The sequence below is a fragment of the Streptomyces sp. NPDC004721 genome (assembly GCF_053601495.1).
In genome coordinates this window covers 56,386-72,186 of sequence record NZ_JBSGBZ010000033.1, presented here as the reverse complement: position 1 = coordinate 72,186, position 15,801 = coordinate 56,386, and the positions used below count along the sequence as shown (strand labels likewise).

Below are 15,801 nucleotides of genomic sequence, written 5' to 3'. Positions count from 1 at the left end.
CGCAAGGAATTCGAATCGTCGCCCAGAACGTGAACCCGTGCGCCAACTCATCAGGATGAGTCCGGACATTGGGGGTGCGACTGCCCGCACGAAGGGCACGTGAGATGTGTCGACCATCACCCTTGAAGGCATGCCGACTTCGTCAAATCCCGGGTAGCCGCAGCGAATAACCGGCGTATGACGTCGGCGCTTTTACGGAACCCCGCGGACAACACTAGGGTGCCTCAGATGTTCCACGCTGCCTCGTCCCCCGGTCAGAACAGAACACCGCTCCCTCCGGCACAGCCACCGGCCCCCGGAGTGCCGAGTCCGCGCCGGTCGGACGAGTCGGGCGAAAGACCGGCCACACAGCGCGACGCGTTCTTCGACAACGCCAAATACCTGGCGATCGTGCTGGTGGCAGCGGGTCACTCCTGGGCGCCGCTCATGGACGACAGCCGCGTCCTGCGAAGCCTGTACATGTTCGTGTACACCTTCCACATGCCGGCCTTCATCATCATCTCCGGCTACTTCTCGCGCAGTTTCGACGCCCGGCCCGACCGGCTCAAGCGGCTGATCACCGGTGTCGCGGTTCCGTACATCGTCTTCGAGACCGCTCTCTCCCTCTTCAAGCGCTACGCCGGCCACAGCCCCGAACAGGACATCAGTCTCCTCGACCCCTGGTACCTGACCTGGTTCCTGTGCGCCCTGTTCATCTGGCGACTGACCGCCCCCATTTGGAAACTGGTCCGCCGGCCGCTGCCGCTCGCGCTGGTCATCGCCATGCTGGCGTCGGCCAGCTCGGCCATAGGCAACGACCTGGACCTTCAGCGGGTGCTGCAGTTCCTGCCGTTCTTCGTGCTGGGGCTGTCGATGAAGGCCGAGCACTTCCGGCTGGTGCGCCGCCGTTCGGTGCGGATCGCGGCGGTGCCGGTGTTCGCGGCGGCGCTGGTCACCGCCTGGTGGGCGGCGCCGCGGATGCACACCTCCTGGTTCTACCACCGTGACGCCGCGCAGGATCTGGGCGCGCCCTGGTGGGCGGGCCCAGTGATGACGCTGGCGCTGTTCGGCTGCTCGGTGGTGCTGACCGCCTGCTTCTTCGCCTGGGTGCCGGGTCGGCGGATGTGGTTCACGGCGCTCGGCGCGGGCACGCTGTACGGCTATCTGCTGCACGGCTTCGTCATCAAGGGCGCCGGCTTCCAGGGCTGGTTCGACCACGCCTGGCTGCACCGTCCGCTCGGCGAGATCCTCGTCACCGTCCTGGCGGCGACGGTCATCACCCTGTTGTGCACGCGCCCCGTGCGGCGGGTCTTCCGCTGCGTCATGGAGCCCGAGATGAAGTGGGCCTTCCGGCAGGACGCGGGCGATCAGGCCCGCGAGCGCCGGGAGGCTCGGCGGCCGCAGTGGGAGAAGGCCGGCTCGGTCAGCGCCTGAGAGGACCGGCCGGGAGCCCGAGAAGTGCGCGCATCCGTGCGTACTTCCCGGTCAGCCGGGTGCGGGTGGCCTCGTCGAGGACCGCGAGGCGGACCGGGTCGGCGTTGTGCGCCAGGTCCGCCTCCTTCACCAGGAGCGCGCCGGGCGTGGCGAGGATCCGCCGCGCGTACGCCTCCGGTTCCTCCCCCGCCCGCTTGGTGACCGCCAGCACGATGTCCTTCGTACGGCGGCTCAGCGCGGCCTCGCGCAGCCACCCTTCGGACAGGACGCCGTCCTCCACGGAGTCGTGCAGCCAGGCCGCCGCGATCTGCTCGCCGTCGCCGCCCCGGGCCCGTACACCCTCGGCGACGGCCCGCAGGTGCTCGGCGTAGGGCCGGCCCGCCTTGTCGGTCTGACCCTGGTGAGCCGCCCGGGCGGCGGTCTCGACCTCGGCCGGGGACATGGTGCGCGGGGTGCCAGGCGTGTCGGTCACCCGTCCAGTGTGTCAGCGTGCCGCCAGGGCCGTCGGGCCCTCGCGGCAGATCAGGAGCAGCGCGCGGTCGTCGTTGACGTCCTTCGCCACCGCTTCGATCAGGTGCCAGGCGGCGCCGTGGAAGCCGCCGGCGACATAGCGGTCGGCCTCGCCGGTGAGGCGGTCGATGCCCTCGACGATGTCGCGGTCGGACGTCTCCACCAGGCCGTCGGTGAACAGCATCAGGACGTCTCCGGCACGCAGGGAACCCTTGACCGGGTCGAACTGGGCGCCGTCGTAGACGCCGAGGAGCGGGCCCTCGGCGGCCTTCTCCTCCCAGCGGCCGCTGCCCGCGCTGAGCTGGAGGCCCGGCGGGTGCCCAGCGGAGTACAGCTCGTAGTCGCCCGAGTCCAGGTCCAGCACCAGATGGATGGAGGTCGCGAAGCCCTCGTCCCAGTCCTGGCGCAGCAGGTAGCCGTTGGCGGCGGGCAGGAACGCGTGCGGGGGCAGGCTGCCGAGCAGACCGCCGAACGCGCCCGACAGCAGCAGCGCCCGCGAGCCCGCGTCCATGCCCTTGCCGGACACGTCCGTGAGCACGACCTCCAGGGTGCGGCCGCCGTTCGTACGGGCGGCGACCACGAAGTCACCGGAGAAGGACTGACCGCCGGCCGGGCGCAGCGCCATCTCGTGGTGCCAGCTGCCGGGCAGGTGCGGCAGCTTGCTCTGGACGCGGATGCGTTCGCGCAGGTCGAACAGCATGGTGCCACCGCGCCGCCAGGGCACGCCGACCCGGCTGCGGAACTGGGCGATGATCAGCCCGAAGAAGCCGCAGGCGGCGACCACGAGCACCACGCCCGGGGTCACCCTGGACGGGCCCTCGGTGTACGGTCCCAGCCGCACCGACTCCACGATCAGCGCCGTGGCCGCGGCGGCGTACAGGCCGAGCAGGCTCGCCGGGCGCAGCAGCAGCCCGCCGGCGACGATGGGCAGCACCAGCGCGACCGGGGAGAACCACACCGAGTTGGCGAGCGTCAGCACCAGGATCAGCGGGATGGTCAGCAGCAGACCGCCGAGCGCGATCCAGTCCGAGCCGTCCCCGCGGAAGTAGTCGACGGCGGCTCTGCGCACGCCGACGCGGGCCCGGTGCCACTGCATCTTCAACCGGGCCGTGAACGTCTCGGCTTCCGCGCGCCGCTGTCGTCCTGCTGCCATTAGTTGGGGACCCTATCCATCGGACCTGACGCTTGGCACGGGAGGTCCCACTTGTCCCCCGTCCGAGGCTCGGATTCACAGTGAACTTCACCGGCGGCCGTCTCGCTGCCACCTGGGCGAAATTCGTTCGCTTGTTCTGGGGCGCGCTGGTAGGCATGGCGCATGGCGACTGAGCGTGCGACCGAGCCGAGGGTGCTGCGGCGGGACGAGTGGGACCGCTGGTACGACAACCTGATCCGCGCCTTCGGAGGGGTCCCGGAGCCGGCCGAGGAGCGGGAGGCCTGGAACTCCCTCACCGAGCCGGACCGTTCCCTGGGTGTCTGGGACGGGGACGTGTGCGTGGGCACGGCGGGGGCGTTCCGCTTCCGGATCACCGTGCCGGGCGGCGACTCGCTGCCGGCGGCCGGCATCACGATGGTGAGCGTGGCCGCCACCCACCGGCGGCGCGGTGTGCTGACGTCGATGATGCGGCGGCAGCTGGACGACGTGCGCTCCTGGGGCGAGCCGCTGGCGGTGCTGACCGCCTCCGAGCCGGCGATCTACGGCCGCTTCGGGTACGGCGCGGCGACCTTCCAGCTCAGCGCCGAGATCGACACCGACCGGGCCGGTCTGACGGTCCCGGCCGGCACGGACGGCATACGCCTGCGGTACGCGGCGCCCGCCGAGGTGCTGGACGACTGCGAGGCGGTGTACGCGCGGCTGGTGCCCGGCCGGCCCGGGATGCTGGCCCGGCAGCCCGGCTGGGAACGGCTGGCGCTGCTCGACCCGGAGAGCGCGCGGGACGGCGCCTCGCCGCTGCAGTGCGTGGTCGCCGAGCGGGCGGGCGAGGTCACGGGGTACGCCCGCTATCGCGTCAAGCCCGGCTGGGGCGTCGGCGGGCCCGAGGGCACGGTGCTCCTGACCGACCTGGCCGCGCTGGACCCGGAGAGCGACGCGGCCCTGTGGCGCTTCCTGTTCGGCATCGACCTGACCTCGACGCTGATCCTGCGGGAGCGGCCGGTCGACGACGCCTGGCAGTACCTGGTGTCCGACATCCGGCGGTGCCGGCCGCGGCTGCGGGACGTGCTGTGCGTACGGCTCGTGGACGTGGGCGCGGCGCTCGCCGCGCGGACCTACCAGACGCCGGTGGACGTGGTGTTGGAGGTGGCGGACGAATTCTGCCCCTGGAACGCCGGACGGTGGCGGCTGACCGGGGACGCCAAGGGGGCGTCCTGCGAGCGGACCACGGACGCGGCGGAACTCTCCTTGTCCGTACGGGAGTTGGGGGCGGCATACCTCGGTGGCGTGCCGCTGTCCGGGCTGGCGGCGGCCGGGCGGATACGGGAGCTGCGACGCGGGGCGCTGTCCGAGGCGTCGGTGGCGTTCGGCTCGGCGGTGGCGCCGTGGCTGCCGCACGGGTTCTGAGACGGGCGTCTCATCCCACCTTCGCGGGCTGCTGGCAGGTGGGGCACCAGAAGAGGTTGCGGGCGGCGAGGTCGGCTGTGCGGATGTCCATGCCGCAGATGTGGCAGGGCAGGGCGGTACGGCGGTAGACGTAGACCTCGCCACCGTGGTCGTCGACGCGGGGCGGGCGGCCCATGGCCTCGGGGGTGTGCTCGGGGCGGACGGTGTCGATGCGGTTGTTGCGGACGCCCTCGCGCATGAGGACGACGAGGTCGGCCCAGATGGCGTCCCACTCGGCCGGGGTCAGGTCCCTGCCGGGGCGGTAGGGGTCGACGCGGTACCGGAAGAGGACCTCGGCGCGGTAGACGTTGCCGACGCCCGCGACGACCTTCTGGTCCATCAGCAGGGCGGCGATGGTCGTACGGCTGCGGCGTATGCGGGCGAAGGCCCGGTCCGGGTCGGCGTCGGGGCGCAGGGGGTCGGGGCCGAGGCGGTCGTGCACGGCCTGCTTCTCGGCGTCGGTGATCAGGGCGCAGGTGGTGGGGCCGCGCAGGTCGACGTACGAGGTGGCGTTGGCGAGGCGGAGGCGGACGGTGTCCGTGGGCGGAGGTGCGGGAGCGTCGCCGAAGGTGACCTTGCCGAAGAGGCCGAGGTGGATGTGGATCCAGTCGCTGTCGCGGAAGCGGAGGAAGAGGTGTTTGCCGTGGGCTTCCGTGCGAGTGAGCTCCGCTCCGGTGAGGAGGGTGGCGGAGGCGGAGAACTTGCCCTGGGGGCTGGTGACGTGGGCCTGTCGGCCTGAGAAGTGGGCGGCGTAGTCCTGTGCGAGGCGGTGGATGGTGTGCCCCTCTGGCACGGGGTGTCCCTTCTTGCGGTTCTTTGCCCACCCGCCCGACTCGGTGGGTGGAGGGGCGCCGGCCTGGGGCTACGCCCCGGACGGGGCTTCCCCCGGACCCCGTTCCCCACCCACTCGCCCGTCTCGGTGGGTGAAGGGGTGCCGAGCCCGGGGCTGCGCCCCAGCCCCCCCCGGGGGCTCCGTCCCCTGCACCCCTGGCAGGACTCGGCCGGGATCGAGGACTGAGCCGGCCCGCAAGGTGGCGGCACGGCTCCCCTCGGGGCGCCGTGCCTTGGACGGTGAGGCCGTTACTGCTGGGGGTGGTGGGCCGGGATCGGGGGGAGGTCACCCGTCGATTCGTAGGCCGTGAGCATGTCGATGCGGCGGATGTGGCGCTCGTCGCCGGAGAAGGGGGTGCCGAGGAAGGTCTCGACGAACTTCGTCGCCTCCTCCGTGGTGTGCATGCGCGCGCCCACCGCGACGACGTTCGCGTTGTTGTGCTGGCGGCCGAGGGAGGCCGTCTCCTCGCTCCAGGCGAGGGCCGCGCGCACGCCCTTGACCTTGTTCGCCGCGATCTGCTCGCCGTTGCCGGAGCCGCCGATCACGATGCCGAGGGAGTCGGGGTCCGCGGCCGTGCGCTCCGCGGCGCGCAGGCAGAAGGGCGGGTAGTCGTCCTGGGCGTCGTAGATGTGCGGTCCGCAGTCGACGGGCTCGTGGCCCGCCGTCTTGAGCCACTCGACGAGGTGGTTCTTGAGTTCGAAGCCCGCATGGTCGGAGCCGAGATACACGCGCATGGTCCGAGTGTGACATGGCGGAATGCGCGCGGCAGCGCCGGGTCACGTGCACTATCACATCCGCCAGAAGAATGTGGCTAATCTTTCAAAGCTCAAAGAAACCTCAGGTAACAATTACATTTCGAAGGTTCACGGATTCCAATGCCTCCGTTTCACTGGAGCATCCCGTACACCGCTCGTACGGGAGACCGCTCCACCCGAGCAAAGGAATTCCCCCCATGACTTCGCAGCCGACCCTGTCGGAGACCGGAAGCGGCCATACGAACCCCGAGGGCCACGGTTCGGGGCTCCAGGCCGGGCTCAAGAACCGCCATCTGTCGATGATCGCCATCGGCGGTGTCATCGGCGCCGGTCTCTTCGTCGGTTCCAGCTCGGCCATCGCCACCGCCGGACCGGGCATCCTCCTCTCCTACGCCCTCGTCGGCACGCTCGTCGTCCTCGTGATGCGCATGCTCGGCGAGATGTCCGCCGCCAACCCCACCTCCGGTTCCTTCTCCGCGCACGCCGACCGGGCGCTCGGCGGCTGGGCCGGGTTCTCCATCGGCTGGCTGTACTGGTTCTTCTGGGTCGTCGTGCTGGCCGTGGAGGCGACGGCGGGCGCCAAGATCCTCTCCGGCTGGGTGCCGGCCGTGCCCCAGTGGGGCTGGGCTCTCATCGTCATGGTCGTGCTGACCGCCACCAACCTCGTCTCCGTCGGCTCCTACGGCGAGTTCGAGTTCTGGTTCGCCGGGATCAAGGTCGTGGCGATCGCCGCGTTCATCGTCGTCGGCGGGCTGGCCATCTTCGGCGCACTGCCCGGCGTACACAGCGACAAGGCGGGGCTCGGCAACCTCACCGACCACGGCGGGTTCCTGCCCCACGGTCCCGGCGCCATCCTGACCGGTGTACTGCTCGTCGTCTTCTCCTTCATGGGCAGTGAGATCGCCACCCTCGCGGCGGGCGAGTCGGAGGACCCGCAGCGCGCCGTCACCAAGTCGACCAACAGCATCATCTGGCGTATCGGCGTCTTCTACCTCGGCTCCGTCTTCGTCGTGGTCGCCCTGCTCCCCTGGAACGACAAGGCGATCACCGAGAAGGGCTCCTACGTGGCCGCCCTCGACTCCCTCGGTATCCCGCACGCCGGTCAGATCATGAACTTCATCGTGCTGACGTCGGTGCTTTCCTGCCTCAACTCCGGCCTCTACACCGCCTCCCGGATGGCCTTCTCGCTCGGCGAGCGCGGGGACGCGCCGAAGGCGTTCGCACGGACCACCCGCCGCGGTGTGCCGATGGCCGCGATCGTCTCGTCGGTCGTGTTCGGCTTCGTGGCCGTGTTCTTCAACTACAGGTTCCCGGACTCCGTATTCCTCTTCCTCGTCAACTCCTCCGGCGCGGTCGCCCTGTTCGTCTGGCTGGTGATCTGCTTCTCGCAGCTGCGGATGCGGAAGATCATCCAGCGGGAGGCGCCGGAGAAGCTGGTCGTGAAGATGTGGCTGTACCCGTATCTGACGTGGGCGGCGGCCGCGCTGATCGTCTTCGTCTTCGGCTACATGCTGACCGACACCGAGCACGACGGCCGCGAGACCGTGCTGCTGTCGCTGCTGGTCGCGGCGATCGTGCTGGTGATCTCCTTCGTCAAGCAGAGGCTCGGGAGCGGCCGTACGGCGGTCGCGGCCCCGGCCGCCGAGGAGACGGACAAGGTCGCGGCCGGCTGACGACGGTCACGGCAGGGCCCGGCAGGCGCGGTCAGGCCTGACGGTCCGGAACGCGAAAGAGGCCCGCCGGGGGACGTCGCAGGGCGACGCGGCGGGCCTCTTTCACAAGATTTCGCGGGATTTCCGCGGGATGTCCGCGGGATTCTCGCGGGCTTTCGCGAGTACCGGCGGGAACCTTTCGCCAGTACCGGAGGGAACTACGGCATCGCGAAGCGGTCGGTCACTTCCCGGCCAGCTTCCAGGCGCTGGGCAGCAGGCCCATCGCCAGGGCGGCCTTGAGGACGTCGCCGATCAGGAACGGGGTGAGGCCGGCGGCGAGCGCGGCGGACGCCGACATGCCGGTGGCCAGGGCCAGGTAGGGCACGCCGACCGCGTAGATGATCGCCTGGCCCAGCACCATCGTGACGGCCGTGCGCCAGACGTTGCGGTCCCCGCCGCGGCGGGCCAGGGCGCCCACGACGGTGGCTGCGAGCAGCATGCCGAGAACGTAGCCGAAGGAGACGGAGCCCGCGCCCGAGGCGCCGCCCGCGAACCACGGCACGCCCGCCGCGCCCGCGAGCGCGTACAGCGCGAGGGCGAGGAAACCGCGGCCGGCGCCCAGCGTGGTGCCCACGAGCAGCGCCGCGAAGGTCTGACCGGTCACCGGCACCGGGGAGTGCGGGACGGGCACCGCGATCTGGGCGGCGAGTCCGGTGAGCGCGGCGCCGCCCACCACGAGGGCCACGTCCCGGACACGGGACGTGGGCAGCAGGTCGGCGAGGACGACCCCGGTACGGGCGGGGGTGGCGGCAGCGGTACTCATGGGGACTCCGCGGAGTGAGGACAGTTCGGGACAGCGTGACGCTATCCCAGCGGCGGCGCGGCGATCACCGTCGGCGCTCGACAAGGGGTGAACGGACGCTTGGTCGGTTTCACACAAAGGAAACGCCGTACACCCGGCGGGACGTGACGCCTGTCACTGAGGTGGCGCGGTTTCCGCCACTCAGGCCGAGAGCACGGCGACTGTAGGGTCCCACCAAACGGCTCGACGGCTGGATCATGGGCGGTGCCGCGCGCCGCGCACCGGCCGCGACGGCCCGCGCGGGTAATCACCGTCTCACTCTGCGCACAGAGCGCGTCCGGATGGTGAGCGGGCGCTCCGTCGCGGTGGAGCGGCCGCCCAGACTGTGGGCGTTTTCGCATCTGCCCCCCACCGGACGGGCCTCCCCATGCCAAGCGACACCACCTCCCCCCATCTCTCGGCTTCGCCGGAGCAGGGGGGACCCCCGTCGACGCCCCCGCGGGCGGACGACGTCTCCCTGTCCCACGGCCTGAAGCAGCGCCATCTGTCGATGATCGCCCTCGGCGGTGTGATCGGCGCCGGCCTCTTCGTCGGCTCCGGCGCGGGCATCGCCGCCGCCGGCCCCTCGATCGTCGTCGCCTACGCCCTGTCCGGCGCGCTCGTGATGCTGGTCATGCGGATGCTGGGCGAGATGTCGGCCGCGTACCCGTCGTCGGGCTCGTTCTCCGCGCACGCCGAGCGGGCGTTCGGTCCATGGGCCGGTTTCACCGCGGGCTGGTCGTTCTGGGTGCTGCTGTGCACCGCGGTCGGCCTGGAGGGCATGGGCGCCGCGAAGATCGTCACCGGCTGGCTGCCGGGCACGCCGGAGTGGGTGTGGGTGGCGCTGTTCATGGTGGTGTTCTGCGGCACGAACCTGGCCGCGGTGAAGAACTTCGGCGAGTTCGAGTTCTGGTTCGCCGCGCTGAAGGTCGGCGCGATCGCCCTGTTCCTGGTCCTCGGTGTGCTGGCCGTCGCGGGCGTGCTGCCCGGCACGGACTCCCCGGGCGCCTCGAACCTCACCGACTTCCTGCCGCACGGCGGCCACGGCCTGGTCATCGGCCTGCTCGCGTCGGTCTTCGCCTACGGCGGCCTGGAGACGGTCACCATCGCGGCGGCCGAGTCGGAGAACCCGGTGCGCGGAGTGGCGAGCGCCGTGCGTACGGCGATGTGGCGCATCGCGCTGTTCTACGTCGGCTCCATGGCGGTGATCGTCACGCTCGTCCCCTGGGACTCCGAGGAGGTCGTCGGGAAGGGCCCGTACGTCGCCGCGCTGGACCACCTCGGGATCCCGGGGGCCGGTCAGCTGATGAACGTGGTGGTGCTGGTCGCGCTGCTGAGCGCGATGAACGCCAACATCTACGGCTCCTCGCGCATCGCGTACTCGCTGGTCGAGCGCGGTCAGGGCCCGAAGGCGCTGGCGAAGGTGTCCGGCGGGGTGCCGCGGACCGCGGTGCTGGCCAGCTCCGTCTTCGGTTTCGTCTGCGTTCTGCTGAGCTACTGGCGGCCCAACGACGTCTTCCCCTGGCTGCTGAACATGATCGGCGCGGTGATCCTCGTCGTCTGGATCTTCATCGCCGTCTCGCAACTGCGGCTGCGCCGCACGCTGGAGCAGGAGGCGCCGGAGAAGCTGGTGGTCCGGATGTGGGCGTTCCCATGGCTGACCTGGGTGGCCCTGGCCGGTATGGCGGCGGTCTTCGTCCTGATGGCCGGCGAGTCCGGCACGCGGGTGCAGCTGTACTCGACGGGCGCCATGACACTGTTCCTGGCGGCGGCCGGGTACATCCGGCAGCGCGGGCGCGCCCGGAGCTGACGCACCCCGGAACGCCGCCCGGCGTCGTGACCGTCTGCTCACCCCTCACCCGTCACCCTTCACCCGGCAGGCGGAAAGAAGTAAGCCCCCGCGAGAACCTGACTCGCGGGGGCTTTGCGTTCGGATGCGGCCCTGGCAGGGCCGGTTCCGCCCCCGGCAGGACCGGTTCCGGGCTCGCGGCACGGCACCCGCGCCCTTATGATCCCAATTCCGGCGAATCGTACAGCGATCCGACGACCGGACCGGAGGCGCGCATGCCCGACTACATCCACTGCCCCAACTGCCCCGAGAAGAAGTTGCACCCCTTCGGCAAGGTGGGCCCGGCCGAGGCGAAGCACATCAACGAGGCCCGCGGAGTGCGGGACGGCCACGGCTGGTGGCGGTGCGAGAGCCAGAGCCCCAAGGGACGCTGCCTGTGGGTCCAGCCGCGCTGGACCCAGGCGAAGGGCTTCAGCCTCCCCGAGAGCTTCCGCTGACCGGCCGGGTCAGAGGTTGCTGAAGTCCGGTCCCACCGTGCGGGTGCGCTTGATCTCGTAGAAGCCGGGGACGGAGGCGACCGCGAGGGTTCCGTCCCAGAGCCGGGCGGCCTGCTCGCCCTTGGGGGTGGGGGTGACGACCGGGCCGAAGAAGGCGATCTGCTCGCCGTCCGGGCCGGGGACCGCGATGACCGGGGTGCCGACGTCCTGGCCGACCTTCTCGATGCCCTCCTTGTGCGAGGCGCGCAGTTCGGCGTCGAACTCGAAGTTCTCCTGGTCGGCGTAGTCGATCAGGTCGGCGGGCAGGCCCACCTCGTCGAGCGCGGCGACGACGGCCTCGCGGGTGGGGCCCTCGCCGCGGTTGTGGAAGCGGGTGCCGAGCGCGGTGTAGAGCGGGCCGAGGACGTCGTGGCCGTGCTTCTGCCAGGCCGCGGTGACCACCCGTACCGGCCCCCACGCCTTGGTGGTCAGCAGCTCCCGGTATTCCTCGGGCAGTTCGTCCAGCCTCGGCTCGTTGAGCACCGCGAGGCTCATGATGTGCCAGCGGACCTCGATGTCCCGCACCTTCTCCACTTCCAGCACCCACCGGGACGTGATCCAGGCCCAGGGACACAGCGGGTCGAACCAGAAGTCGACGGGAGTCTTGCCGGACGACGGGGTCGCGGCGGAGGCGGTCTCGGACATGGCTCTCCTCGGTAAGGGGTCGTTGAACTGCCAACATCGACGGTCGTGCGCGGCATTCCCGGCTGCCGCGCGGCAAACCCGCATGGCAGGATCGGTGCTGTCCACATCGTGAAACCATCCGAGGGAGTGCCGCCCGTGCCCGGTGAGAATCTGTCCCGCGACGAGGCCCGGGAGCGGGCCGCCCTGCTGTCCGTCGACGCGTACGAGGTGTCCCTGGACGTGCGGTCCGCGGTGGGCGAGGACACCGGGGACGGTCCGCGGACGTTCCGGTCCGTGACGACGATCCGGTTCCGCTGCAACGAGCCGGGCGCGTCGAGCTTCGCCGACCTGCTCGCGCCGAGCGTCACCGCCGTCTCGCTCAACGGCAGGGACCTCGACCCCAGCGAGGTCTTCGACGGCTCCCGGATCCTCCTGGAGGACCTGGCCGCCGACAACGAGCTCGTCGTGGACGCGCAGTGCGCCTACTCGCGCACCGGTGAGGGACTGCACCGCTTCGTCGACCCGGAGGACGGCGAGGTCTACCTCTACACGCAGTACGAGCCCGCCGACTCCCGCCGGGTCTTCGCCAACTTCGAGCAGCCCGACCTGAAGGCGCCGTTCCGCTTCGAGGTGCGGGCGCCGGAGGACTGGACGGTGTGGAGCAACGGGGTCGGTGAGCGGCAGGACGGGGTGTGGCGGTTCGCCGAGACCAAGCCGATCTCGACGTACATCACCTGCGTGGTCGCGGGCCCGTACCACCAGGTGACGGACTCCTACGAGCGCGTGTTCGAGGACGGTACGCGGCTGGAGATCCCGCTGGGCGCGCTGTGCCGCAAGGGGCTCGCCAAGCACTTCGACGCCGAGGACGTCTTCCTGGTCACCAAGCAGGGCCTGGACTTCTTCCACGACCACTTCGACTACCCGTACCCGTTCGGCAAGTACGACCAGGCGTTCGTGCCCGAGTACAACCTCGGCGCGATGGAGAACCCGGGCATGGTCACCTTCCGGGAGGAGTACATCTTCCGCGGGAAGGTCACGCAGGCCTCCTACGAGGCCCGGGCCAATGTGATCCTGCACGAGATGGCGCACATGTGGTTCGGCGACCTGGTCACCATGGAGTGGTGGGACGACCTGTGGCTGAAGGAGTCCTTCGCCGACTTCATGGGCTCGTTCTCGCTGGTCGGCGCGACCCGCTTCACGGACGGCTGGATCACCTTCGCCAACCGCCGCAAGGCCTGGGCGTACCGCGCGGACCAGCTGCCCTCCACGCATCCGGTCACCGCGGACATCCGCGACCTCCAGGACGCCAAGCTGAACTTCGACGGCATCACCTACGCCAAGGGCGCCTCGGTGCTCAAGCAGCTGGTGGCGTACGTCGGCCAGGACGCGTTCCTGGAGGGCGCGCGGCGCTACTTCAAGCGGCACGCCTACGGCAACACCCGGCTGGGCGACCTGCTCGCGGTGCTGGAGGAGACCAGCGGCCGGGACATGGGCACGTGGGCGCGGTCGTGGCTCCAGACGGCCGGGGTCAACTCGCTGACCCCGCAGGTGGTGCTGGGCGCCGACGGCCGGATCGAGGAGCTGGCCGTGGTGCAGGAGGCCGCCGAGTCGGCTGCATCCGCTCATGCGGCTGCGCCGCGTGGGGAGCTGCGCCCGCACCGGGTGGCGGTGGGTCTGTACCAGCGGTCCCAGGTGGGGGCGCTGGAGCGGTACGCGCGCGCCGAGACCGACGTGGCCGGCGCCCGTACGGTGGTGTCCGAGCTGGCGGGTGCGGACGCGCCCGATCTGGTGCTGGTCAACGACGACGACCTGACCTACTGCAAGATCCGCTTCGACGAGACCTCGCTGGCGACCCTGCGGGAGCACCTGGGCGGCCTGACGGATCCGCTGGCCCGCGCGCTGTGCTGGTCGGCGCTGTGGAACCTGACCCGGGACGCGCTGCTGCCGGCGCGGGACTTCGTGGGCCTGGTGCTGCGCTTCGCCGGCCGTGAGACCGACATCGGCGTGCTCCAGATGCTGCACGCCTGGGCGGAGTCCGCGCTGGTGCACTACGCGGCGCCGCAATGGCGGGAGACCGGCGGGCGGGCGCTGGCCGAGGGCGCCCTGGCCGAGCTGCGGCAGGCCGAGCCGGGCAGCGAGCACCAGCTCGCGTGGGCGCGGTTCTTCGCCACGGCGGCCTCGGCGCCGGACGACCTGGAGCTGCTGAAGGGCCTGCTGGACGGCACGGAGGAGATCGCCGGCCTGGAGGTCGACCAGGAGCTGCGCTGGGCGTTCCTGGAGCCGCTGGCGGCGCACGGGGTGGCGGACGAGAAGGTGCTGGCCGCCGAACTCGCCCGGGACGACACCGCCTCCGGCAAGCGGCACCAGGTGCGCTGCCTGGCCGCGCGGCCCTCGGCCGCCGTCAAGGCGGGGGCCTGGGAGCAGGTGGTCGACTCGGACGCGCTGTCGAACGCGCTGGTGGAGGCGACGATCGCGGGCTTCGGGCAGGCCTCCCAGCGGGAGCTGCTCGCGCCGTACACGCCGAGGTACTTCGAGGCGATCGAGCGGGTGTGGACCGAGCGGTCCATCCAGATCGGCATGGACGTCGTACGGGGGCTGTTCCCGGCGTTGCAGGACTCGCCGGAGACCCTGGAGGCGACCGACGCGTGGCTCGCCGCGCACGAGGGAGCCGCTCCCGCGCTGCGCCGCCTGGTGCTGGAGGCCCGGGACGACCTGGCACGGGCGCTGCGCGGACAGGCGTGCGACGCGGCGGCCGGAACGTCCGCCGGCTGACCCGTAGTTCTGGCCAGGGGTCGGGCACGCCGTAACTGTTACACGATGCGTGCCCGGCTCGCCGTAACCCCTGGTCCACCCATGAGGGGACCAGGGGTTTTCGGCATCCGAACAACCGTCCTTTAGGGCGGGCTTGTCCAGGTTTGCCAACGGGCGTGTAACAGCGGTTACGGGCCGGTCGCGAAGCGGGAAACGTGCCGGACATGAACCACGAAACCCCGCTCTCCCCCCGCCCCTTGCACCACCTCGCAGAGGCGCCGCGCCGGATCCTGACCACCGCTCAGCTGCGCGAGCACGGAGTGCCGGCGGCCGAGGCGGCCGTGCGGTGCCGCGCCGGAGGACCCTGGCAACAGCTCCTGCCGGGCGTGTTCCTGCTGCATCCGGGCCCACCGACCAGTGAGGAGCGGCTGCACGCGGCGCTCCTGTACGCGGAGCGCGGACCGCTTCCGCACGCGGCCGCCGGGGTGCCGACGCAGCCGAGCGCCCAGGATCCGCACCGCCCGGTGTACGCGGAGGTGATGGTCACCGGCCTGGCGGCGCTCACCCTGCACGGCTTCGCCACGTCGCCCGGCCTGCCGGCCCTGGAGAAGATCGACGTCCTGGTGGAGCGCGGCCGGCGGCTGCGCTCGGCCGGCTGGGCGCGGATCGTCCGGGCGGCCGGCCTGCCCGCCGCCGAGGCGGTCACGGGTCTGCCGGTGGCCCCGGTGCCGCGCGCCCTGGCGGACGCGGTGGCCGGTCTGTCCGACGCGGGCACGGTACGGCGGCTGCTGACGGAGGCGGTGCGCGGCGGGTACTGCGAACCGTCCGCCGTGGTCCGCGAACTGACCGGGGCCGGGCTGCTGGGCCGGCCGCACGTGGTGGACGCGGTGGGCCTGCTGCTGGCCGAGGGGCGGGCGCTCGCGGAGGACCGGCTGTACCGGATGGTGCGCGAGCACGGGCTGCCGGACCCGGTCTGGAACGTGGACCTGCGGCTGCCGGGCGGCCCCCGTCTCGGCGGCGTGGACGCGTACTGGCCGGAGCAGGCGGTCGCCCTGGAGCTGGACACTCGCACCCCCCGCCACGGCGGCCGGCCGGACGACGAGACCCGGCACTCCGAGTACGCCCGCAAGCGCGAGCACCTGGAGCGGCTGGGCATCACGGTCGTCCACGTCACCCCCCGGAAGCTGCGGGAGTCCCCGGACCAGCAGGCGACCATCGTCCGCACCGCCCTGATGGCAGCCACCGACCGCGCCCCGGCCGCACACGTGGTGGCACTCCCCCGGTAGCACCCGGGCGCCGGACGGACACGTCAGGAGAGGAGGGGCCACCGGGCCACGCCCCGGCGGCCCCTCCTCGCACGCCACAAGGCGTACCGGCCGGGGGCGAACAGGGCGGCGCTGACGGATGTCACCGTCGACCGAGGGCCCACAGGTCGACGCGGACCGGCGCCACGCTCGGCCCGGCACGGACAGGCAGACGCGGTCGACCAGGCACAGACAGCG

13 protein-coding genes are annotated in these 15,801 nt (G+C 71.4%); 7 read left to right on the top strand and 6 right to left on the bottom strand.

Annotation, left to right across the window (positions count from 1 at the left end; genetic code table 11):
- Window positions 1-228: 228 nt before the first annotated feature.
- Window positions 229-1,413, top strand: coding sequence for an acyltransferase family protein (locus ACWEK3_RS27265; protein WP_450546992.1), 1,185 nt, complete (start codon window positions 229-231; stop codon window positions 1,411-1,413).
- Here ACWEK3_RS27265 and ACWEK3_RS27260 read toward each other — a convergent pair.
- On the bottom strand, window positions 1,403-1,855 hold the full coding sequence (locus ACWEK3_RS27260) for an HD domain-containing protein (RefSeq protein ID WP_450546993.1): 453 nt from the start codon (window positions 1,853-1,855) through the stop codon (window positions 1,403-1,405). The two genes, ACWEK3_RS27265 and ACWEK3_RS27260, sit on opposite strands and share 11 nt — an antisense overlap.
- Before the next feature lie 42 nt (window positions 1,856-1,897).
- Complete coding sequence (locus tag ACWEK3_RS27255; RefSeq protein ID WP_361408436.1) at window positions 1,898-3,076, bottom strand: PP2C family protein-serine/threonine phosphatase; 1,179 nt, start codon at window positions 3,074-3,076, stop codon at window positions 1,898-1,900.
- A 162-nt stretch (window positions 3,077-3,238) separates the two neighbouring features.
- Here ACWEK3_RS27255 and ACWEK3_RS27250 point away from each other — a divergent pair, with 162 nt between their 5' ends.
- Window positions 3,239-4,480 (top strand): GNAT family N-acetyltransferase, encoded by a 1,242-nt coding sequence (locus ACWEK3_RS27250; RefSeq protein ID WP_453250795.1) that lies wholly within the window; start codon window positions 3,239-3,241, stop codon window positions 4,478-4,480.
- Window positions 4,481-4,490: 10 nt separating this feature from the next.
- On the opposite strand, the gene ACWEK3_RS27245 is transcribed toward ACWEK3_RS27250, so the two are convergent.
- On the bottom strand, window positions 4,491-5,312 hold the full coding sequence (locus ACWEK3_RS27245; protein WP_453250794.1) for an Fpg/Nei family DNA glycosylase: 822 nt from the start codon (window positions 5,310-5,312) through the stop codon (window positions 4,491-4,493).
- A gap of 287 nt (window positions 5,313-5,599) precedes the next feature.
- Window positions 5,600-6,085 (bottom strand): ribose-5-phosphate isomerase, encoded by a 486-nt coding sequence (locus tag ACWEK3_RS27240; RefSeq protein ID WP_450546989.1) that lies wholly within the window; start codon window positions 6,083-6,085, stop codon window positions 5,600-5,602.
- Between the two features lie 218 nt (window positions 6,086-6,303).
- Between ACWEK3_RS27240 and ACWEK3_RS27235 the strand changes: the two genes are divergently transcribed.
- A complete protein-coding gene (locus tag ACWEK3_RS27235; RefSeq protein ID WP_450546988.1) occupies window positions 6,304-7,779 on the top strand; it encodes an amino acid permease in 1,476 nt (491 codons plus the stop codon).
- 220 nt (window positions 7,780-7,999) lie between these two features.
- Here the strand turns inward: ACWEK3_RS27235 and ACWEK3_RS27230 are convergent, their stop codons facing one another.
- A complete protein-coding gene (locus ACWEK3_RS27230) occupies window positions 8,000-8,581 on the bottom strand; it encodes a biotin transporter BioY (RefSeq protein WP_450546987.1) in 582 nt (193 codons plus the stop codon).
- Window positions 8,582-8,987: 406 nt separating this feature from the next.
- Here ACWEK3_RS27230 and ACWEK3_RS27225 point away from each other — a divergent pair, with 406 nt between their 5' ends.
- The gene (locus ACWEK3_RS27225; RefSeq protein WP_450546986.1) at window positions 8,988-10,409 is read left to right on the top strand and encodes an amino acid permease; all 1,422 of its coding nucleotides are present in this window, start codon (window positions 8,988-8,990) and stop codon (window positions 10,407-10,409) included.
- A gap of 254 nt (window positions 10,410-10,663) precedes the next feature.
- A complete protein-coding gene (locus ACWEK3_RS27220) occupies window positions 10,664-10,885 on the top strand; it encodes a hypothetical protein (RefSeq protein ID WP_390723910.1) in 222 nt (73 codons plus the stop codon).
- 9 nt (window positions 10,886-10,894) lie between these two features.
- On the opposite strand, the gene ACWEK3_RS27215 is transcribed toward ACWEK3_RS27220, so the two are convergent.
- Complete coding sequence (locus ACWEK3_RS27215; RefSeq protein ID WP_450546985.1) at window positions 10,895-11,569, bottom strand: mycothiol-dependent nitroreductase Rv2466c family protein; 675 nt, start codon at window positions 11,567-11,569, stop codon at window positions 10,895-10,897.
- Between the two features lie 135 nt (window positions 11,570-11,704).
- Here ACWEK3_RS27215 and pepN point away from each other — a divergent pair, with 135 nt between their 5' ends.
- Both pepN and ACWEK3_RS27205 read left to right on the top strand, forming a co-directional pair.
- Window positions 11,705-14,320: an aminopeptidase N gene (pepN, locus tag ACWEK3_RS27210; protein WP_450546984.1), complete on the top strand. Its 2,616-nt coding sequence runs from the start codon at window positions 11,705-11,707 to the stop codon at window positions 14,318-14,320.
- 203 nt (window positions 14,321-14,523) lie between these two features.
- A complete protein-coding gene (locus ACWEK3_RS27205; protein ID WP_453250793.1) occupies window positions 14,524-15,585 on the top strand; it encodes a hypothetical protein in 1,062 nt (353 codons plus the stop codon).
- Window positions 15,586-15,801 lie beyond the last annotated feature (216 nt).